Annotated in this window: 18 protein-coding genes; 10 read left to right on the forward strand and 8 right to left on the reverse strand. The window is 45.5% G+C overall.

The genetic code is table 11. The annotated features are described in order from the left end of the window. Window positions 1–4 precede the first annotated feature (4 nt). A complete protein-coding gene (locus R7P35_RS19055) occupies window positions 5–1,837 on the reverse strand; it encodes a PhnD/SsuA/transferrin family substrate-binding protein (protein WP_318092501.1) in 1,833 nt (610 codons plus the stop codon). A gap of 178 nt (window positions 1,838–2,015) precedes the next feature. Between R7P35_RS19055 and dsrO the strand changes: the two genes are divergently transcribed. From dsrO to R7P35_RS19105, 10 genes are all read left to right on the forward strand, one after another. Further along, window positions 2,016–2,783: a sulfate reduction electron transfer complex DsrMKJOP subunit DsrO gene (gene dsrO, locus R7P35_RS19060; protein ID WP_005376699.1), complete on the forward strand. Its 768-nt coding sequence runs from the start codon at window positions 2,016–2,018 to the stop codon at window positions 2,781–2,783. Next, window positions 2,780–3,910, forward strand: a complete 1,131-nt coding sequence (nrfD, locus tag R7P35_RS19065; RefSeq protein WP_213904863.1) for an NrfD/PsrC family molybdoenzyme membrane anchor subunit — start codon at window positions 2,780–2,782, stop codon at window positions 3,908–3,910. Before dsrO ends, nrfD begins: the two co-directional genes overlap by 4 nt. Before the next feature lie 17 nt (window positions 3,911–3,927). Then, the gene (locus tag R7P35_RS19070; RefSeq protein ID WP_318092503.1) at window positions 3,928–7,020 is read left to right on the forward strand and encodes a tetrathionate reductase subunit A; all 3,093 of its coding nucleotides are present in this window, start codon (window positions 3,928–3,930) and stop codon (window positions 7,018–7,020) included. 277 nt (window positions 7,021–7,297) lie between these two features. Next, complete coding sequence (locus tag R7P35_RS19075) at window positions 7,298–7,861, forward strand: c-type cytochrome (RefSeq protein WP_372034639.1); 564 nt, start codon at window positions 7,298–7,300, stop codon at window positions 7,859–7,861. A gap of 8 nt (window positions 7,862–7,869) precedes the next feature. Continuing rightward, window positions 7,870–8,922: a c-type cytochrome gene (locus R7P35_RS19080; protein ID WP_151515001.1), complete on the forward strand. Its 1,053-nt coding sequence runs from the start codon at window positions 7,870–7,872 to the stop codon at window positions 8,920–8,922. Window positions 8,923–9,225: 303 nt separating this feature from the next. Next, a complete protein-coding gene (locus tag R7P35_RS19085) occupies window positions 9,226–10,557 on the forward strand; it encodes a paraquat-inducible protein A (protein ID WP_005385807.1) in 1,332 nt (443 codons plus the stop codon). Then, a complete protein-coding gene (pqiB, locus tag R7P35_RS19090; protein ID WP_017821656.1) occupies window positions 10,550–12,196 on the forward strand; it encodes an intermembrane transport protein PqiB in 1,647 nt (548 codons plus the stop codon). The genes R7P35_RS19085 and pqiB overlap by 8 nt, the downstream gene beginning before the upstream one ends. Next, window positions 12,196–12,774: a membrane integrity-associated transporter subunit PqiC gene (locus R7P35_RS19095; RefSeq protein WP_017821657.1), complete on the forward strand. Its 579-nt coding sequence runs from the start codon at window positions 12,196–12,198 to the stop codon at window positions 12,772–12,774. Before pqiB ends, R7P35_RS19095 begins: the two co-directional genes overlap by 1 nt. A gap of 102 nt (window positions 12,775–12,876) precedes the next feature. Beyond that, window positions 12,877–13,650 (forward strand): hypothetical protein, encoded by a 774-nt coding sequence (locus R7P35_RS19100; protein WP_213904866.1) that lies wholly within the window; start codon window positions 12,877–12,879, stop codon window positions 13,648–13,650. A 206-nt stretch (window positions 13,651–13,856) separates the two neighbouring features. Next, window positions 13,857–14,096 (forward strand): hypothetical protein, encoded by a 240-nt coding sequence (locus R7P35_RS19105; RefSeq protein WP_005376679.1) that lies wholly within the window; start codon window positions 13,857–13,859, stop codon window positions 14,094–14,096. A gap of 60 nt (window positions 14,097–14,156) precedes the next feature. Here R7P35_RS19105 and R7P35_RS19110 read toward each other — a convergent pair whose 3' ends face one another. The 7 genes from R7P35_RS19110 to cmk form a co-directional block, all read right to left on the reverse strand. Further along, window positions 14,157–15,995, reverse strand: a complete 1,839-nt coding sequence (locus R7P35_RS19110; protein ID WP_017633867.1) for an extracellular solute-binding protein — start codon at window positions 15,993–15,995, stop codon at window positions 14,157–14,159. 499 nt (window positions 15,996–16,494) lie between these two features. After that, complete coding sequence (gene pyrF, locus R7P35_RS19115; protein ID WP_042523084.1) at window positions 16,495–17,196, reverse strand: orotidine-5'-phosphate decarboxylase; 702 nt, start codon at window positions 17,194–17,196, stop codon at window positions 16,495–16,497. An 84-nt stretch (window positions 17,197–17,280) separates the two neighbouring features. Beyond that, window positions 17,281–18,456, reverse strand: coding sequence for a lipopolysaccharide assembly protein LapB (gene lapB, locus R7P35_RS19120; protein WP_005376665.1), 1,176 nt, complete (start codon window positions 18,454–18,456; stop codon window positions 17,281–17,283). Between the two features lie 18 nt (window positions 18,457–18,474). Then, entirely contained in the window at window positions 18,475–18,771 is a 297-nt protein-coding gene (locus tag R7P35_RS19125; RefSeq protein ID WP_005376663.1) for a LapA family protein, read from the reverse strand. 269 nt (window positions 18,772–19,040) lie between these two features. Then, the gene (gene ihfB / locus R7P35_RS19130; RefSeq protein WP_005385816.1) at window positions 19,041–19,322 is read right to left on the reverse strand and encodes an integration host factor subunit beta; all 282 of its coding nucleotides are present in this window, start codon (window positions 19,320–19,322) and stop codon (window positions 19,041–19,043) included. A 213-nt stretch (window positions 19,323–19,535) separates the two neighbouring features. Then, complete coding sequence (rpsA, locus tag R7P35_RS19135; protein ID WP_005385817.1) at window positions 19,536–21,206, reverse strand: 30S ribosomal protein S1; 1,671 nt, start codon at window positions 21,204–21,206, stop codon at window positions 19,536–19,538. A gap of 110 nt (window positions 21,207–21,316) precedes the next feature. Continuing rightward, complete coding sequence (gene cmk, locus R7P35_RS19140) at window positions 21,317–21,997, reverse strand: (d)CMP kinase (protein WP_021033981.1); 681 nt, start codon at window positions 21,995–21,997, stop codon at window positions 21,317–21,319. Window positions 21,998–22,010 lie beyond the last annotated feature (13 nt).

Genomic DNA, 22,010 nt, shown 5'->3' on the forward strand with positions numbered 1-22,010 from the left:
CAGATTAGTTTTGATATGGAAACACAAGCTCAACCAAACAACCATGTGGTGCTGTCGAGCTGATGACAAACTCGCCACCATGCATTTCCATCACATCGCGACAAATGGCTAACCCTAGCCCAAGCCCTTCTTCTTTGCTACTCACAAACGCTTGAGTCGGATTCTCTTGCTGCAACCCTGTACCATTGTCTAACACTCGAATGGAGAGTTGACTGATTTGGTAATCGCAATGCAGGGCAATTTTACCTTGATAACCTGACGAGTGATATTTCTCTTGGAACAAAGTACACGCATCAATCGCGTTGCTGATCACATTAACTAAAACCTGTTGTACGCCAACTGCATCGACAAGTAACGGACGAATGTTCCCTTCTGTACTGGCCACAATAGAAATGTTTTGCTTCTGCATTCTAAAATGGAGCAACTCAATCGTGTCATCAATGAGTACTTGAAGATCGCACAACGTTTTGTCGACACTGCGCTTGCGAATCAACGTTCTTAATCGCTGAATAATTGCATCGGCTCTTTCAACTTGGCCTTGTATTTTCTCAAGTACAGGGACAATATCTTCATGTGGGCGTTTTTTGGCCAAGCGAAGTAAACCGCCTTCACTATAATTGCGAATGGCTGCCAATGGCTGATTGAGTTCATGAGCAAGACTAGTGCCGATTTCTCCGACAATCGCGACCCTTTGTGAATGTTCTAACTGTTCACTTTTCTCTTTTAATCGTAACGATGTCTGCTCCAACGCTTGCTTACTCTTGCTAAATCGATACTCAAGCCAAAAGTGGTACGCGTTCAACACAATCACAAATATGAACAGCGCCCATGCCCATTCTTGATGACTACGCAGCCAGCGTAGAGCCTCACTCCACCAAGGTTGTTGCCACGGATGGAGATTCAACGCCTGATAAAGTTTGTCGATGCTCAGCAAGCTGACGGGGGACGTCCAACCTGACGCGTCTGCCGCAATAACCGCAGGGTGTTCAGGTGGCATCGCTAACAATACTTGCGCAATCTGTTTGGCGATCTGAGCTGAACCGCGCTCTGTTTTGGCAAATGACCAGTTCGGATAAAGCGGTGTGGAAACAGCGCATAACGAGCGCTCGTTCGGCTGTTGATTTAAAACTCGGTAATTACCCGGTTGTAAAAGCCCTTCACTTAACATCTGTTCCAATAAACAAGCAGGGACAACGGCCGCTTCCACATTACCATCACGTAATTGATACAGGTTGGCATCAATAGGAAAACCAAGATAGCGGGCATCAGAAAAGAAATCGTTTGGATTAAGCCCCATTTTGACTATTTGATAGCGCATCGTGAGATAACCACCAAAGGCTTTTTCTGATACCGCTGCAACGGGACGTCCTGAGACATCTTGCACCGTTTGATAACTTGAATTGGCTCGAACCACAAGCGCCGAACCAATGCCGTAATTCGAGTTTTGTGGTGCTCTGCTGGTTAGCGTTGCCATCCACGACAGCGCGTATTGCCTGCCCAACCGCACTGCCTGACCTGGGTTGGTTAAGATGAAATCCATGGTCTGAAACTTCACCGCTTCACCCATTTCATCCAAGTTAAGGGGATGAAGGACAAAATGCACATCGGAAATTTGCTGATTGAGCCAATCAATGGTCGGTTGCCATCTCTGCTCAGCATAAAGATGGCCGCGTATCGCTAACACGCCCACTTCAATTTTCTGCTTGGCCTGTGGCTGCTCTGCTTTTTGCTCTTGCATTCCTTGCAGATCTGCTTGTTCAGAAACTGCGCCCTGAGCCAAAGATGCAAAGGCAACTAAGCAAAGAATCCAAAGCTGAAGCCACAGTGCTTTTTTCATGATGAGTCGAATCGTTCCGTCAAGAGAGTACGACAAGAATAACAGCTACCTTCCCTAAACCACATTTGTTTTAGATCAAGTTTGATCTGGGTATGTGGAAATCCACAATATAAGCCTCGCGGTGCATTTCTCACAATGGAATCAGTCAATTCAAATACAACAAAAAAGCAGGTGAGTTATGGATTCCACCAAACGTCGCTTTCTCAGCGCGGTCACAGCTGGAGCCGCGTTAATTCCAGTCGCGGGCATTGGCACGGCAACCGCGGGAAACATTATTCGAAATAACCAGTCCGCTGACCGAAAAGGACAAATCGGCAAGCGTTATGCCATGGTGATAGATTTGCGTAAATGTGTCGGATGCCAAGCGTGCACCGTAGGTTGCAGCATTGAAAACCAAGCGCCAATTGGTCAATTCCGAACCACCGTAAAGCAATACGAAGTTACGTTAGATGATGGCTCTACAGCCACGCGAGAAGCAAAAGCCTTTATGCTACCGCGCCTTTGTAACCACTGCGACAACCCACCTTGCGTGGCAGTGTGTCCGGTTCAAGCAACCTTTCAGCGCGAAGATGGTATTGTCATGGTGGATAACAGTCGCTGCGTCGCCTGCGCGTACTGTGTACAAGCTTGCCCTTATGATGCTCGTTTTATCAATGAGGACACGCTCACCGCAGATAAATGTACCTTCTGTGCTCACCGTCTAGAAAAAGGTCTATTGCCTGCCTGCGTGGAAACCTGTGTTGGCGGAGCACGTGTAATTGGTGATTTGAATGATCCATCAAGTGAAGTCCGCCGCTTAATTGCGAAGCACCAAGACGATATCAAAGTGCTAAAACCCAATGAAGGCACCAAGCCTCACGTGTTTTACATCGGCATGGATGAACGCTTCACCAGCCACATCGACGGACAACCTGCTATTTACGACCCACAAGGAGATCGCGCATGAACATCACCGAAGTGTTAGTCCAACCTCAAGCGATGGCTTGGCTCCCGTGGGCGGTGCAGTATTTCTTCTACATCGGTTCGGCTTATGCGGCTGCTGTTTTATTCCTAATCGCCCTATTATTTGAAAAACACACCAGTCACAGACTGCGCGCTGCGCTTGTTCTGACGCTGGCCATCGGCGCCATCGTGGGGCCATTAGCGTTAACTGGCGACCTTCACCAGCCGGGACGCGCATGGTATTTTTACGTACACATCACGCCGTGGTCATGGATGTCTCTAGGCTCGCTGTTCCTGCCTGTTTTTTCTACGCTGGCGGTTGCGACAGCATGGCTGTATCTGCGTCAGGATCTTATCGCACTGCGAAATCAACCGGGAAAAGTACTACCTCTGTTATCTAAGTTATCGCTCGGTGAGTGGACAATTTCTCACAAAGTGATGCTCACAATATCTGCAATCACCGTGTTATCAGGCTTAACCATCGCCCTTTATACTGGAGCTGAAATTGCAGTCGTTAAATCGCGCTCTTTATGGCACCAACCCGCGTCACCAATTCTTTGGTTTGTCACTGCATTTATGGGCGCTGTCGGATTTTCTCTGCTGATTTGGTTACTGCTGCCTAGCCAATCGAAAGCTCTCACTTCTGGTGATAACAATTTACTCAAAAAGTCACTGGTAACGAGCGGCGTTCTGACGCTGATTCTCCTACCCATTTGGGCATCCAACAACTCTACATTTTCGCTCTATTCTAGCGAACGATGGATGCACAACATTGCCTTGCTCACTTTTGTCGTTTTAGGTTGTATTTTGCTCGCCTTCATCTTCTTGCGCGATACCCAAAAGTCCACATCAGCCAGATTTCGTCACGTCATAGGGCTCGGTTTTGTGTCTGCTGCCGCACTGGCAAGTGCATGGCTGATTCGCTGGTTCACCATCATGGAAGTGCAAACCATCGCCAAGTTCGATGCAGGGCTGTATCCATACCAACTCACTATGGATGGAAATGGCTGGATAGGCATTATCGGCATGCTCGGATTATGGCTTGCTCTGGCACTGCTCGGCTCAGAGCTGGTTCAGCCAAAACAAGATATCGAAGCAAACGCATCATCACTCACCTTAACTGAACGCTAATCAAAGAGGATTTCATTATGGATAACAAACGCCGTCAGTTTTTGAAATCAGGCCTTGCAGTCGGTGGGCTTGGCGCATTTGCTGCAGGTTACGCCACCACAACCAAGCACATGGTAGAAGGTGCGCTGGAAGGCACTGCTGGGCAAAAGACCCGCGATATTCACCACGGCAATTCCCTCGAACCAGAATACGCCGTCAATAACCAAGGTAATCTGATCCCAAATCCAAACCAGCGTGTTGCACCATCGATGTGTTTTGGTTGCTGGTCACTGTGCGGATTGCGTGTACGCATTGATAACCGCAATGACGAGATCTTGCGTATCAGTGGCAACCCATATCACCCGCTGTCTCATCAGCAACACATTCCTTTCGAAACGCCAGTCAAAGATGCTTATTTGAGCTTGGCAGGAGAAGCGGGCCTTGACGGCCGTTCGACCGCCTGTGCAAGAGGAAACGGGATGCTAGAAATTCGCAACAGCCCGTACCGCATTACTCAGCCGCTGAAACGAGTTGGCAAACGCGGCGAAGGAAAATGGATTCCGATCAGCTACGAGCAATTGATAAAAGAAGTCGTTGAAGGTGGTGATTTATTTGGTGAAGGCCATGTTGATGGCTTACGCGATATTCGCGATTTAACAACGCCCGTTGATCCTGAAAACCCAGAATATGGACCGAAAGCCAACCAATTGTTAATGACCAACGCAGGTAACGAAGGCCGAGACGACATATTCAAACGCTTCGCGTTCAACAGCTATGGTACGCGTAACTTTGGGCATCATGGCTCTTACTGCGGCTATGCATTTCGTGCTGGCAGCGGCGCATTTATGAACGATTTAGATAAGAACGCACACTTAAAGCCAGACTTTGATAATGCGGAATACATCATCTTCATCGGTATGTCGCCAGCTCAAGCGGGTAACCCTTTTAAGCGTCAGGCGCGCCAACTCGCCAATGCGCGAACAGAAGGCAGCTTGGAATACACCATCATCACACCAAGTTTGCCGGCGGGTTCATCGAGCTTGGCAGCAGGTGACAATAACCGCTGGATACCAATCAAACCGGGCACCGACTCTGCCCTCGTGCTTGGCATGATCCAATGGATCATCGAAAACCAACGCTACAACAAAACCTTCTTGGCGCAGCCGGGGGCAAACGCGATGAAACGAGCCGGCACCGCGCACTTGTGTAATGCTACGCATCTCGTGATAAGCGATAATCAGCACCCGAGAAACGGCACGTTTTTACGCGCGTCCGACTTGAATCTGCCATTCGAGGGCGAAGTGTTGTCTGACTCCGACCCGTACGTCATCGTGGATGAGCAAAGCGGCGAATTTGGTGTTCATACCCAAGCTGAGGAAGCGGCACTGTTTGTCGATAAAACGGTTTCGCTTGCATCGGGCGAAGTGCGCGTAAAATCGTCTCTACAAAGACTCAAAGAAGAGGCGTTCAAATACAGTCTTGAGTTCTACAGCCAACAATGTGAAATCCCTGTCGAACAAGTTGTTGAACTAGCAAAGCGCTTCACCAGTCACGGAACAAAAGCGGTGGTCGATACCCACGGTGGCAACATGCACACCAATGGGTTCTATAACTCGTTTACCATCATGATGCTCAATGCGTTGATTGGTAACATAAATATGAAAGGCGGCGCGATGGCCAAAGCGGGTGGCTACCCAACTTCCGCTGCGGGTCCTCGTTACGACTTCACCAAATTTGCTGGCAAAGTCGGCCCGAAAGGCGTCTTTTTGTCGCGCAGTAAATTCCCCTACCACAAAACCAGCGAATACAAACGTCGCGTTGAGGCAGGTGAATCACCTTACCCAACTCGCGCCCCTTGGTATCCGTTTGCCGCGCCACTGCTGACAGAGCACCTATCTGCGGCTATTGATGGGTATCCATACCGCGTTAAAGCGTGGATCAACCACATGGCGAACCCGATGTATGGTGTACCCGGATTGAAAACGCTGCTGGAAGACAAGCTTAAAGATCCAAAACAACTCGGTTTGATTGTGTCTGTTGATGCGTTCATTAACGAAACCACCGCGTTGTCGGATTATATTGTACCTGACACGGTCACCTACGAAAGCTGGGGTATGGCAACGCCTTGGCACGACGTTCCGGTGAAAACCGTCACCGCTCGTTGGCCGATTGTGGAAGCGCGAACAGAGAAAACCGCCGATGGTCGTTCGATTTGCTTAGAAAACTTTTTGATTGATGTCGCCAAGAAAATGCAACTAGGCGGCTTTGGTGACAACGCGATTCAAGATGCGCAAGGGAATTGGCACGCTCTCCAAAGCGCTGAAGATTTCTACTTACGTTCCGCGGCAAACTTGGCTTATGTGAAAGGCGGGGTGCCTGAAGTTTCGGCAGAAGACATTGCGTGGTCCGGCCTAGAGCGTTTAATGCCAGCCATGCAGAAGACGCTGACAGCGGATGAGATGAAACGTGTGGCGTTTATTTTTGCTCGCGGTGGACGTTTTGAAAATGCAACCGAAGCGTATCAAGGTGAGCAAATGAAGCACAAATGGACACGACCTGTCGCGATATGGAATGAACGTGTCGGCAGCGCAAGAAACACCATGACCGGTGATTTCTACACGGGTTGCCCAACATGGCATCCACAAAAGCTGGCCGATGGCACACCAATGGAAGAACAGTTCCCAAGCTCAGAATGGCCATTCAGCCTGACGAACTTTAAATCCAACATTCACAGTGCGGTATCCAATCTATCGCCAAGGTTGAACTCGATTAAAGGCGTAAACCCAGTGTACATCCATCCAATCGATGCCGAGCGCGCAGGCATTAAAACAGGTGATGAGTTTGTTATTGAGACACCATCTGCAAGCACCAAAGCACTTGCGATGATAGTCAGCGGAACTCGCCCTGGCACACTCGGATTTGAACATGGGTTTGGTCATACCGAGCTAGGACAACGCTCGCACTGGATCGGCGATAAACAACAACCCGTAAAAACGCGCAGCCAAGATGGCGTCAACATTAACGACATTGGCTTAATTGATCCTACCCGAGAAGGTAAAGGTGTATTGTTGGATTGGGTAGTGGGCGCGGCGGCACGTCAGTCCCTGCCGGCCAAAATCCGCAAAGCGTAACGCCGCACGTTAGGACGTCTCTACCACTTAGAGCTGCCGATTTGTGCAGCTCTTCACCACTTTGTTTTTATCGCTTATAGAACAACCAATAAAAACAAATACGGCCATTTACACTTATTAAATATGTGGAAATCCACAATACCTTTCATTATTGACAAGGCCGACAATATTGTCCAAGTGACTACCAAGTAGCACTTAGACATATTAATAAAAATTAAAGTGAGTCAGCATGTCAAAAATTCTTCCAGTGGTGGTGGCCTGTTTGTTAGCAACCACTATGGGCGCAAGCGCCTCGTCTATTCCGGAAAAAGCCAGCGTATGTAGCGGTTGTCACGGCCAAGATGGCATGGGACAGCCAAATATCGCGCCGATGATCGCTGGTTTAAACGCGAATTATCTCAACACTCAAATCGAACTATTCCTTAGTGGCGAACGCCAAAATGTGGTCATGCAAGGCATGGCGAAGGAACTCAGCGATCCCGCAGATCGGAAGGAAGTTATGAAGTACTTTGCTAACCTCCCGAGCTATGAGTTCACGAATCCAGAACAACGCGGCGACCAAGCTGATATTCGTAACCCTTATCGTAAATTAATTTTCCAAGGCGATTGGGATAGAAATATTCCAGCTTGCGCAACTTGTCATGGAGCCAGCGGTATGGGCGTCGACAAGTTCCCTCGCCTCGCAAGCCAACATGCTGATTACTTAAAAACGCAATTGATGGCATGGAAAAACGGCACTCGCAGTGGCGACCCGCTCAATATGATGGGGACCATCGCAAAAAATCTCACTGACAAAGAGATCGAAAATCTTGCTTACTACTTTGCCTCATTACGTTACTAGGAGCAGTCATGAAACGTTTCTATTCTTTGTTCGCACTGCCTTTCATTTCTACGCTCGTACTAGCTAACGATCCATTACCGGACCGCCAGAAAGAGCTACCTGCGATAGAAAAAGAAAAGCACGGTGAATACTTAAAATCGCGTGATCTCAGCACAATCCCAAACACCGCATTTGGTGAGCAAGTAAAACGCGGTTACTCGCTCTTTGTTAACTCACAACAAATGCGCGGAAAATACGTTGGCAACGAACAAAACTGTGTGAACTGCCATATGGAGGCAGGACGAAAAGCAAACGCTGCGCCACTGTGGGCAGCTTACATGGCATACCCTGCATATCGTAAGAAAAACGATCGCGTAAACAGCTATGCTGACCGTATCCAAGGTTGTTTCGAGTATTCCATGAACGGTAAAGCGCCCGCTTACGATTCGACAGAAATTGTTGCCCTTAGTGCTTACGCCTACTGGTTAGCGATGGGCGGCTTGCTTGACAAACATGGTATGGCGGATGAACCCATTCCAGAACTAGACGCAAAAACGTTGCAAATTGGTGGAAAAGCAAAAGACTTCCCGTTGCCCGAAGCCATCGCACAAGCATTACCAATTGAAAAGCGGGGTAATCTCTCTGGGCGTGGCTACCCAAAAATCGCCGCCCCTGAGCAAGAACCATCAATAGAGCGAGGCGCATTGGTCTACGAAAAGAACTGTGAAACTTGCCATCGCGCCGACGGTTCAGGCATCAAAGACACCAACGACCATTCATACATTCCACCACTTTGGGGCGAATATGCGTATAACTGGGGCGCAGGTATGCACCGGATTAACACTGCAGCCTATTTTATTTACGAAAACATGCCGCTTGGGAAAAGTGTGCAGCTGACAGAGCAAGAAGCTTGGGATGTCGCAGCATACGTCAACAGCCATGAGCGTCCACAAGATCCTCGATTCAAAGGCAATGTCACCGCAAACGCGGAGAAATATCACCAGCACCAAGGCTATTACGGCAAAACGCTCAACGGTACGCAAGTCGGGGCCAATGCCTTTAAGAGCGGAACGGTCAAGTAAAGTACAACTAAGCACCTTAAATAAAATGCTCTTTTTCCCTGCTCAGATTATCTGGGCAGGGTTACTTACCCTTAAAAACAAGTAATTACCCCCCTCCACAGACAAGCAATATCACATTATTTTCGACTTCCAACATACTCATCTTCGCCGTAAAATCTTGTACCAAACGTGACTTCGTTTATGTCTTAGATTTCCCATATGCTCTAATGCCAAAAGTAAGAAACTCGTAAACTCCTGAATCAAAACAAGCGTGCCTAGTGAAAAAAGAGTATTCTTAAAGCAAATGAATCTAAAACCTACCCGATGAGTATTCAACCTAATTCCCGTCAGTTAATTTCATGCGAAGAGTGCGGCCTTGTTGTTCGCATTCCCGATATCGAACAGGGGCAAAAAGCACAATGTCCTCGATGTTCGCATTCGCTGACTAAAGTGAATGCCAAGCCTTACCAAAGCGTGATCGCCATATCATCGGCATGTTTGATCATGTTAGTGCTAAGCATTTCTTTCCCTTTTATGTCGTTCAGCGTGCAAGGGTTGTCGCAAGAAATCACCTTGTTGCACGCTGCCAAAATGCTGGCTGAGTTTCAAAATGTGCTTTTGGGTGTGCTGCTACTCGCAACAGTTATCGTTTTGCCTGCAATCTATGTTGGTCTCATTCTCTTTCTTCACCTTGAAGCATTAAAAGCACGTAAACATACCCCCTCTAGAAAGCAGCAACGAATGGCAAAAGTTTTATGCCGTCTTCTGTTTCGAGTCGAACCCTGGTTAATGGTGGATGTCTTTTTGATTGGCGTGTTGGTCAGCTTAATTAAAATCGCTTCCCTCGCAGACATAGGAATGGGCACTTCATTCTGGGCGTTTTGTGTATATACCGTTCTGGTAGTCAAATGCATATCAATGGTCGACAAAAGCTGGCTCTGGGGGCACTTTATTCCAGCTATCGAGCTATCTGATGTAAAAGAGGGTGATACGCACCATAACCACAACCATATTGGTTGTCATACGTGTCACCAGCTCAACCCTATTGAAGCTAAAAAACACCAACACTGCATTCGTTGTAAAAGCCCTATTCACAAATACAACCCCGCAGACAATTTACAAAAAGCTTGGGCGCTTTTGTTTGCTTCAGTCATTTTCTATATCCCTGCGAACCTCTACCCTATGATGTACACCGTAAGCCTTGGACATGCAGAAGGTTCAACTATCATGGAGGGGGTAATATTGCTTTGGCATTTAGGTTCTTACCCTATTGCGATGGTAATTTTCTTTGCTAGCGTATTTATTCCAATGGCGAAAATGCTGGCACTCGCGTGGCTGTATTACAATGCGCAAAAAGCGCGATATCTTCCGCACGAAGAGAGTATTTCACGCTTAAAGATCTACCGCATAACTGAGTTTATTGGTCGTTGGTCCATGATCGATATCTTCGTCGTCGCGATCTTAGTTGCACTGGTTCAGCTGCAAAACTTAATGGCGATTTATCCAGGTCCCGCTGCGCTCTCTTTCGCGGCAGTGGTCATTTTTACTATGCTTTCTGCAATGATATTTGACTCACGTTTGTTGTGGCAATTGCCACAAAACGAAGTGCAGGAGCCGATTTCTGACAACTTAAACGAGAAAGCCAAATATGAGTGATGAGAACAACGTAACCGCTCAAATAAAACCGCAAAAGCAGATTTCTGCGATATGGATTGTCCCGATCCTTGCGCTAGCCATGGGAGCGTGGATGCTGTTCCAATATATCAACAGTACAGGCCCACAAATTACTCTCCAACTGCCAACCGCAGATGGGATTGAGGTTGGCAAAACCGAAATCCGAGCATTGAATGTAAAAGTCGGACTGATTACTGAAGTCACTCTCAGTGAAAATTACGATCACATCATCGCTAAGGCACAAATGAACAAGGATGCAGAACGCATGCTGCGAGATGACACCATGTTTTGGGTGGTGAAGCCTCGTATTGGCCGTGATGGCGTTTCAGGTTTAGAGACCTTGCTCTCTGGCGCTTATATCCAACTTCAGCCGGGTAAATCTAAAATAGAGAAAGAGCGCTTTACGGTCTTAGATGTTCCCCCAGTGGCCTCTCCTGATGCAGAGGGGTTACGCCTTGTGTTAACACACCGCGAGGCTGGTAAGCTAGGCGTTGGTGACCCCGTCATTTATAAAGGCTTTACGGTTGGTCGTGTAGAGAAAACTAGCTTTGATGTTGACACTCGCAAAGCGTTATACCAACTCTTTATTTTCAAGCCTTATGACAGCTTAGTGCGCACTCGTACCAAGTTCTGGCTGAATTCTGGCGTAGATTTACAGCTCAATGCTGAAGGGTTCGAAGTCAAGTTTGGCTCATTAGAGAGCATGCTAACGGGTGGTGTTACCTTCGATACCGTTCCAGGTCTTGAATCCGGTGAACAGCTCACTGAAAATATGGTCAACTTCCGCTTGTACGATGATATTAAACAACTTCGAGAAGGCATGTACGATGATTATATTGAATTCGTTATGCTTTTTGATGAATCGGTACGAGGACTTAAACGTAAGGCACCTGTCGAATATCGAGGCTTGAGAATTGGTACTGTGATGCGTGTACCAATGCGACTTCCAACCCCAGAAGAGAACTTTTCTGCGAAAAAAATCCCTGTATTGGTACGTATCGAGCTCGGCCGTGTTTATGGCGATTTCCAATCCCAATCTTTACCAATGTTAAAAGATAAATTGAAGAGTGAGTTTGCTAAAGGCCTACGTGGTACTTTAAAAACAGGTAACTTATTAACAGGCGCACTGTATGTTGACGCCGACTTCTATCCAAACGACGAGCCTTACGTACCGAGTAAGTTTGCTGATTTAGATGTTTTCCCAACCATGCGTGGTGGTTTTGCGCAGGTTCAGCGCCAAGTGAACGACTTCCTAAATAAGATTAATAACTTACCAATGGAAGAAACACTAGACTCTCTCAATTCAACGTTAAAAACGTCTGAAAAAACGTTAGCTTCAGCAGAACGCGTGGCGGACAGTATTGATAAACTTTTGAATCAAAAAGAGACGCAAGAGATCCCAACAGATATTCGCCAAAGCTTACAGCAATTACAAAAAACACTCGATGGTTATGGGCCCAACTCAACCATGTACAGCGAAATGGAAGCCACGCTAAAAGAATTAGAAAGCGTGATGACAGAGTTTAAACCCGTACTTAAACAGCTAAACGAAAAGCCAAACTCTCTCGTGTTTGGAGAAGATGAAATCAGTGACCCAATACCAGTTAAAGGCAAAAACTAATGAAACGAGTATTCTTTCTGTCTATCGCGCTATTTGTCGGTCTAACGGGTTGCAGTAGCGCTCCGCAAACTAAAGGAGCTATGTACCTTCTACCTAAGGCGGAACCAGTGACGCTGAGCTCTTCTGATATCGCTCAGCGCCCAACTTTAGTTGTTCGTCCAGTGACATTGGCGAGTTATTTGAATGATAATGGCATTGTTTATCGAACCTCTGAGACCCAAGTTATTCAGGCGAAGCACAATCAATGGGCGCACAGTATTTCTGAGCAAATCACTCAGAGAGTCGTCGCGGAACTACGTCACAAGCAAAGTCATTACTGGCCGACTGAAATGAATAATCTGTTGGATCAAAGCGGTGAAGCCAAACTCCAGCTTACGTTAAATAAATTTAATGGCAGCTACAAAGGTAATATCGAAATTGAGGGGGAATGGTTACTCATTAATGCCGAAGGTAAGGTAGAAAACAGCGCGCCAATACAAATCTCACAGCCGCTTCAAGATGAGGGCTATGAAGCGCTCGTCAACGCTTTATCCATAGGCTTAGAAAGCCTAACCTCAGACATTGCCAAACAACTCTAAGTCAATGTTAATTACAGGGAAGCAAGTTGCTTCCCTTTTTTATGCAGAGTGTAGCGACTTCTACTAAGCTGAAAGCTGACGAAAAGCCGAAAAGGAAATTGGATGAAACCATGTAACCTGCTATCACTCTCCTCACTCATTCTTGTATTACCTACATCAGTAGTGCTCTCAGCCGAGACACAAGAATCTCGTTGGCGAAATAGCATAGAAGTGTACATGCTAGGACTGAATATCCACGGGGATACCAGTATTGGTCGCTTTTCATCAGAGGTGGATGTCGATCCTAAGTTCATCGTAGACCACCTCGATATTGGGGCGATGTTGCGATTCGAGAGTATTTACCAAAGTAAGTGGGGCTACTACATAGATTATAGTTTCATGAACTTAAGTGGTGATGTTAATAATATCAAGGGCGCTCTGCCTAACGCTCGTTATCGTGCGGACATCGAAATACGGCAAGGTGTTCTAGAAGCAAAGGCATTCCAACGCGAACAATATTCATTTGGTAAACTGGATTATATGTTTGGATTACGTTGGTGGGACAATGACATCACCGGCAAGCTGTATCGTAATGACAACCGGGTACTAGAAGATAGACTGTCATTACAAGAAGATTGGGTCGATTTTTTAGTTGGCTTGCGACTCATTGATGAATTGAGCGAAAACTGGCGATTTCATGCCAGCATCGACGCCGGACTTGGCAACGATACTCACTTCACTTATGCCATTCAAACTGGTGTTCGTTATAGCTTTAACGAATGGTCTGATCTCAACTTAGCTTACAAGTCGACCTGGGTCGATTACAAAAATGAAGAGGTATTTGAATATGATACGGCTTCTCAAGGGCTTTTAGTCGGACTTGGCTTTTACTTTTGATTAGGTTGAACCCTAGCCTATATTCAAGCGTTGTAACTTGTACCAACTCTAGGTACACGTCTAGTGCCACGTTACAGATGCTTAAATAAGGCAAATTGATCTTCATCAGACTATAAATTGCTCTTCGGTGCTACTCTCTGTCACAAAATATAAAACCCCACTCTATGACCTCATATAGGTCTTGTTGATAAGGTTCCCGAATAGCAATGTCGATTAACATTTCCGATTTAACCACCGCCCTAAATAAGGTGGAGCATATTCATAAAGTGCAGCTTGAAAACGTACATCAGTTCTTCAAAGCAAACGAAGCTTTCTCGTTGCAAACATTCAGCCAGCTGATATCAAGCGACTCGCTTGATGATCGATTTAAAACCATCGATAAAGCGTTCTCTTTGCTTGGTGATGCAAAAACCTACCTTTTAGAAGCGTCTTACCTTATTAAGTAAAAAAGAAAGCCCCGATAAAATTCATTACCGGGGCTATCATTTTCTATCTAAACTACTGATTTACAATTTGTAACGATCATCAATTACCGTTAATTCTGGGAAGGTTTTACCCTCGTCCATCGCTTCTTCTGTCTCTTCTTTTACTTGGTTATCAATCCAGAAATTACCGATATCCATTGGATGAAGCACCCATTCTGTCGCTTTTGTCATGCCATTTTTAGGAATTTTAACCCAGCGCCAATGAGCAACTCGAGAATAAGGCACCATGTAGCCAGGAACGATGATATTCGCTTTGCTGACATAGTTTTGGATTTGATGCGACAAGTCGTAACGTTTCTCCTGATCAAATTCAGAGTCATACGCTTCAATTAACTTGTCTAGCTCAGGGCTGCTGTAGTTGGTGTGAGCATTCGTTTGTGGTCGATTTGCATTATCCGAGTGTAGGTATTCCCAATACGCAGGGATCTCACCAGAGCCCATATTCAAAAACGCTAGCTGATGCTTTTTCTCAAGAATGTATTTAAACGCAGATGAGCCATCCACCAAGTTTAACGTGAACTCAAGACCAGCAAGTTTCGCTTGCTCTTTCAGGTATGCAATACGCGGTGTCCAAGAGTTGTATCCGTAGGTGATGGCAAAGCTCAAGCGTTGACCCTTGTCGTTAACACGAATACCATCTGCGCCCACTTTGTCAAAGCCCGCTTTTTCGAAGTGTTTAACCGCCGCATCAGCATCAAACTTTGGCGGTGTATTGTTAGGATCATCGTATTCGCCATGACCAAAGCCGAGTCCATGCGGTTTACGTGAATAATCTCCACGCATGATGTTTTCAATCATGCCGTCATAGTCAGTGGCTGCCATAACACCTTTACGCACTTCTAGGTTATCCAACATCGGCATCGCTGTGTTCATCCAAAGACCACCAGCTCCTTGCGGTGCTTCGTTAAAGCCCCAGTACTTTTGGATATAGCCTTTTTTGTACACATCACTATTGGTTTTGTCATGCCAAAAGCTTGGTAGCACCATCTCAAAGTAGTCTAAGTTGCCTTTCTCAAAGTGCTTCATGGCAATATCAGGATCGCGAATTACCTTAATGCGAACCTTTTCAACGTTATAACGGTTTTTATAGTAGCGGTTGTTGTATCCCCACCAATCTTCACCGACATGTTTGAATGTCACGCTCTTACCTTTCTTCACTTGATCAATGTAGTAAGGCGCTGCGGTTGGCTCAGATTTAAAGTTAAACTTTCTGACGAAGTTATCAGGCATGCCATCGTTATTTGCGTCCTTTTCTCCTTCAAAGAAGTGTTCAGGACGAGGCTGAAAACCATTACTTGGCATGTTAATCATAACCATAAGTGAGTCATGACTTTGAGCTACAGCAAGATTGACTTTGATCGTGTAGTCATCAATTTTTTCAACACTCACAATACTGTTTGTGAAGAAGTCGTTATACCACGGGTCGATAATGTCTTTTGACGTGTAGTACTTCATCATAAAGACGTAATCATCTGCTGTAATTTTTTCACCATCTGACCACTCGGCCGTTTCGTCGAGTTTAAAGAATACGGTTTTGTTGTCTTCTCCAAATGCCCATGACTTAGCAAGTTGAGGGATCCATTTGCCAGTATTTGGATGACGCTGAGCCAGTTTTGGTGAACCATCCATTAAGTATTGGCGCAAACCTGAGTTCGCATCTGGACCAACACTTCGTAATGTTTGCGGAAAGCTCTGAATGTAAGTGCGATAGGTGCCACCTCGTACCGCTTCTTCAGAGGCAAATAGAGGTTCGTTGTTGTTTGAAATCCATTCGATATCAGCTGGCAATTCTGCCGCACTCAGTTGAAAACTGGCAGCGGTCAGTGTTGCTAGTACTGAAAATGGCAGTTTTTTAGTCATGTTTCTTCCTTGTTGTGTTTGCGCACTAAGGTCGTAACAAGGAAGACAGCGTGTGAAAGCTCACAGAAAGCTGCGATTTAAAATACGCAGATAGGAAATAATAGGAACGTAATATGAAGTGACGTCCTGCCAGCTTCTATATTAATTTCAAAGAGTTTCACTAGGTCATCCTAGACCTTACAACGCAGTGAATGCATCTTCGCCATAGTATTCTTTAGATATTTGTAACGCAAGCCATCAATAACACATGATTGCATTTTCGAGGCATCACAGTGAGTTATGTTACAAAAGTGTGATCAGCATAGTACCAAGCCCTACTTTACTCAGAATAAACCGCAGAACCTTTATCTCAATTGGCCCCGATATACCAGTTACAGCGAGTAAATGATCAGACATAGCTGGTTAAAAGGAATGGCTGTTTACCGCGATCAGTATTTTCACTCGATATAAAAAGTGAGGCATCTTAGCCTCACTTTTCTCCATACAATCGAGACAATGCTTACATTTTAGATAAGCTCTCATTGATCGACTTCAGCACTTCTGCAGGATTTGACGCTTTAGTGATAGGGCGACCAATCACAAGATAATCTGAACCTGATTGGATAGCGTCTACTGGCGTCATGATACGGCGTTGGTCACCTTGTTCTGAACCAGCAGGTCGAATACCAGGGGTCACTAATTTAAATTCTTGGCCTAGTTCGCTCTTCAGTAGTGAGGACTCTTGCGCTGAACATACGACACCATCTAAGCCCGCGTTTTTGGTCAAGGTTGCTAGACGAATCACTTGCTCCTGAGGCGCAACATTCAAACCAATACCAGCTAAATCACTTTGTTCCATACTGGTTAGTACCGTTACACCGATAAGAAGTGGACGATCTTTACCATATGGCTCAAGAATTTCACGTGATGCCGTCATCATACGCTCACCACCGCTCGCGTGTACGTTCACCATCCATACACCCATTTCAGCCGCAGCGCGAACTGCTTTCGAACAGGTGTTTGGAATATCGTGAAATTTTAAATCTAGGAATACCGAGAAACCACGTTTATGGAGTTCACGTACAAAATCAGGACCAAATAGCGTAAACATCTCCTTGCCAACTTTTAGTCGGCATGACGCAGGATCAATTCTATCTACAAACGCAAGTGCATCTGCTTGGTTATCATAATCCAGTGCGACAATAACTTTTTGGTCGATCATTTCATCTCCTAACTGTTTTGGTTCTTATTAAATAAAAAGTTAAAAAAATGCAGCGGACAGAAACTCTGCCAGCTGCATTAAGAATTATTCACCATCCAATCCGCGGATTGGCTTGATCGTCCCCCATCCTTTACAGGACGGACAATGCCAATAAAGGGAATGGGTAGAAAATCCACACTTCCGGCATCGGTAATGTGGTTTCACTTTTAACTGTTCACCCACCATCGCTTGTAGTGTTGATAGGCTGTCTTTCGCTCGACCATCTTCTGCTTCTGCAATGTGGTAGTCAATTAAACGGTAGAAGCCCTTCATGGTTGGGTTTTTCAGCAATTGTTTCGTCAGTAACTCTTGAGCAGCCCCAACGTTCTCGTGATGAGCAACTAATTGAGCCAACATCAACTCGGCTGATACGCCAGCTTTCTTATCAATACAAGCTCGCAGAAACTCGACAAGTTCATCTTCCTGACCCAGATGATGATAGCATTCTGCAATAGTTGGCAAGACATCACTGATAAAGTCTTTATCTTGCTCAAGTACCCCCGTCAGATATTTGATGGTGTGCTTATAGTCTTCAGACTCTAGGTAAATTCGTCCCAAAGCAATACTTGCTCGAACACACTTCGGGTCTTCCGCTAACGCTTTTTTAAAATGCTGTATTGCCTTATTAGTATTCCCATCAGCTTGGTCGAGCATGGCTATTTCACACCAAAAATGGGCAATATTTGCACGCATCCTTGAGCGTTTATTACCTAACTTAGCCAATTGGTTCGCGTAATAAATCGCCTTTTCCCATTCTCGTGTTTGCTGATAAATGGTCACTAATTGTTGAAGAGCCGCCTCTTTGTAATCTGGCTCTTCGACTAACTGTTCGAAGATTTTCTCTGCACGATCAAGAAAACCTGAGACCATGTAGTCTTTCGCTAACTGTTGAAGGGCGAGGTTCTTTTGGTCCAGTGTTAAGCCTGAACGAGAAATAAGATTTTGGTGAATTCTGATTGCGCGGTCGACTTCACCACGAGACCGGAACAGGTTACCCAACGCAAGGTGAGTATCGATGGTCTCGTTATCAACTTGGAGCAATTCAATAAAGTGATCGACAGCCTTATCTGATTGGTCAGAGAGCAGCAGATTAAGACCCGTCATATACTGACGAGAGATTTGATGAGATTGCTTCTGCTTGTCTTGCTGAGCGCTGCGATGCCCCATATACCAGCCATACGCAGCAGCTATAGGCAACAACAAGAAGAGTAGTTCAAGCATTAAAGTTAAGCCTTATCCTTATGCCTGTTTTTCAATGGCTGGTTTATCAGCAGCGTTGTTTGATTCCGTTGGTTCGTACTTTTTCAGTTTTTTCTTTAAACGACGGACCTGTAGCTGAGTTTTCAGTTGGATGCTACCAAAGATAACCCACGCTAAAGCAAAGCCAACCACAAATACTACACCTAATAGCGTAGATAAGTGGAACTCTCCTTTTGCTAGAAGATAGTTAAAAGTCACGAGCTCTTGGTTTTGGGAACCTAACGCCAATGCAATTAAAAAGAGAGCTAAAACAGCAACGATTTTTATAATTTTCATGTTACATCACCCTTCTAGGAGTAAGTCGGTAAGATTATGCAGGAAAATGCTTCTTCAGACTACGTATATTAGCAATAATCTATACCCAAGTAACCTCAAGATGCTTAGTTTGTAGACATGCTTAGAAGTTAAAGTTATTTGGGTATAGAAAACAGCTGAATCCACAATTAGATTAGTAAACGATCTTAGATGTATGACTAACTTGGATACATTACAAAAAAGCGGCATACACAAACGTATGCCGCTTTTTTCAAACTAATAAGAGTGCATTAACCAATATTTACACGCTCACGAAGTTCTTTACCAGGTTTGAAATGTGGAACGTATTTACCTTCCAATTCCACTTTATCGCCCGTTTTAGGGTTACGACCTACGCGAGGCTCGCGGTAATGAAGAGAAAAACTACCAAAGCCACGGATCTCGATACGGTCACCGCTCTCTAGTGTAGAGGCCATGTGCTCTAAAATATCTTTTACAGCATCCTCTACCTCTTTCGCTGATAAGTGTGTTTGCTCAGCGCAGAGTCTTTCAATCAGTTCAGACTTAGTCATAGTTGCCCTCTTTGAGTATCTTTATCACTTATTATAGTAAGTAATACTAATTCCAACAAACACTTGCTGACAATTCTAGACAAATTTTATGCAAAATGCGCAATGAAGAAATGCCTTTTATTAAGATAGTTTACTGTCATTAGTATTACTACTTAAATATGACCAAATATAAAAAAGGAGCCTTGCGGCTCCTTTTTTGCTTAAGCGAGTATATTATTCGCCTTTAGCAGCTTTGAAAGCGTCAGCCATTGCGTTACCGAATGCATTGTCATCTTGCTTGTTGATAGATGCCATTGCTTCTTGCTCGTCAGCTTCGTCTTTAGCTTTGATAGATAGGTTGATTACGCGGTTCTTACGGTCTACACCTGTGAACTTCGCTTCAACAACATCACCAGCGCTTAGGATTAGAGAAGCATCTTCTACGCGATCGCGTGATACTTCAGAAGCACGGATGTAACCTTCAACGCCTTCTGCGATTTCAACAGTAGCGCCTTTAGCGTCAACAGCAGTTACAGTAGCGTTAACTAGAACACCTTTCTTGTTGTCAGCAACGTAAGCATTGAATGGGTCATTTTCCATTTGCTTGATGCCTAGAGAGATGCGCTCACGCTCAGCGTCTACTGCTAGAACAACTGCAGAGATCTCGTCGCCTTTCTTGTACTCACGTACAGCTTCTTCGCCAGCAACATTCCAAGAAATGTCAGATAGGTGAACTAGACCATCGATGCCGCCTTCTAGACCGATGAAGATACCGAAGTCAGTGATAGACTTGATCTTACCAGTAACTTTGTCGCCTTTAGCTTGTGCTTCAGCGAATGACTGCCATGGGTTAGCTTTACACTGTTTCAGACCTAGAGAGATACGACGACGTTCTTCGTCGATTTCAAGAACCATAACCTCAACTTCGTCGCCAACATTAACAACTTTAGAAGGGTGGATGTTCTTGTTAGTCCAATCCATTTCTGAAACGTGAACTAGACCTTCAACGCCTTCTTCGATTTCAACGAAGCAGCCGTAGTCAGTTAGGTTAGTTACGCGACCAGTTAGTTTGTGACCTTCTGGGTAACGCTTAGCGATTGCTACCCATGGATCTTCGCCTAGTTGCTTAAGACCTAGTGATACGCGAGTACGCTCACGGTCGAACTTAAGAACTTTAACTTGGATCTCGTCACCAACGTTAACGATTTCAGATGGGTGCTTAACGCGCTTCCAAGCCATATCAGTGATATGTAGAAGACCGTCAACGCCACCTAGGTCAACGAACGCACCGTAGTCAGTAAGGTTCTTAACGATACCTTTAACTTCAGAACCTTCTTGTAGAGTTTCTAGAAGCTCGTCACGCTCAACGCTGTTCTCTGATTCGATAACTGCACGACGTGAAACAACTACGTTGTTACGTTTTTGGTCAAGTTTGATAACTTTGAACTCTAGCTCTTTGTTTTCTAGGTGAGCAGTGTCGCGGATTGGACGTACGTCTACTAGAGAGCCAGGAAGGAAAGCACGGATACCGTTTAGTTCAACAGTGAAACCGCCTTTAACTTTACCGTTGATGATACCAACAACAGTTTCAGCTTCTTCGTAAGCTTTCTCAAGTACGATCCAAGCTTCGTGACGCTTAGCTTTCTCACGAGAAAGTTGAGTTTCACCGAAACCATCTTCAACAGCGTCTAGAGCTACGTCTACTTCAGCGCCAACTTCAACTTCAAGTTCGCCAGCAGCGTTCTTGAACTGTTCAGCAGGGATAGCAGATTCAGACTTAAGACCAGCGTCAACAAGAACGAAACCGTTCTCGATAGCTACTACAGTACCTTTAACGATGCTGCCTTGTTGGAATTCTGTTTCGTTTAGAAACTCTTCAAAGAGTTGAGCAAAAGATTCAGTCATTTAATTAATCTTCAATAAATTAAACTTCCACGGGTATCCTACCGCATGGGGTTATTAAATTCGCCAGTCATCATCCTTGCGACCAACGCTCTTAGCCTAGTCGAGTATTATTACTCAGCTAGCTTCGATTCGATATATTGTAGTGCCTTTTCTACTACTTCGTCGATAGTCATCGACGTAGAATCTAGCACAAGCGCATCCTCAGCAGGGCGTAATGGCGCCACTGGGCGGTTACGATCTCGGTCGTCACGCTCTTGGATCTCGCTTAAAAGGTCAGCAAATCTAACATCTAACCCTTTCTCTTGCAACTGTTTAAGGCGTCGATTTGCACGCTCTTCAGCACTCGCATCAAGGAAGATTTTTGCTTGCGCACTCGGGAATACAATTGTGCCCATATCACGACCATCAGCAACCAGACCCGGAGCGGTCTCAAATGCACGCTGACGACGTAGTAATGCTTCACGAACACGTGGCAAAGCCGCAACTTTAGATGCTGCCATACCCGTTTCTTCTTTACGAAGCTCCCCTGACACGTCTTCGCCTTCTAGAATGACCTTAACTAAGTCACCTTCCGCGATAAATTGAACGTCTAGGTGGGTTGCTAGTGGGACAAGAGCATCTTCTGACTCGGTGTCGACACCGTGGTGAATCGCAGCGAGTGCAAGTACACGATAAATTGCGCCAGAATCTAAGAGTTGGAAACCCAACTTTTTCGCCAGCAACATACATAAAGTGCCTTTACCTGCACCACTAGGTCCATCTACGGTTACAACCGGAGTTTGAGAGGACATGTTCTTCTCCACC

The organism is Vibrio sp. Vb0304 (assembly GCF_033338995.1).
In the GTDB taxonomy this organism is placed as follows: Bacteria; Pseudomonadota; Gammaproteobacteria; order Enterobacterales; family Vibrionaceae; genus Vibrio; species Vibrio alginolyticus.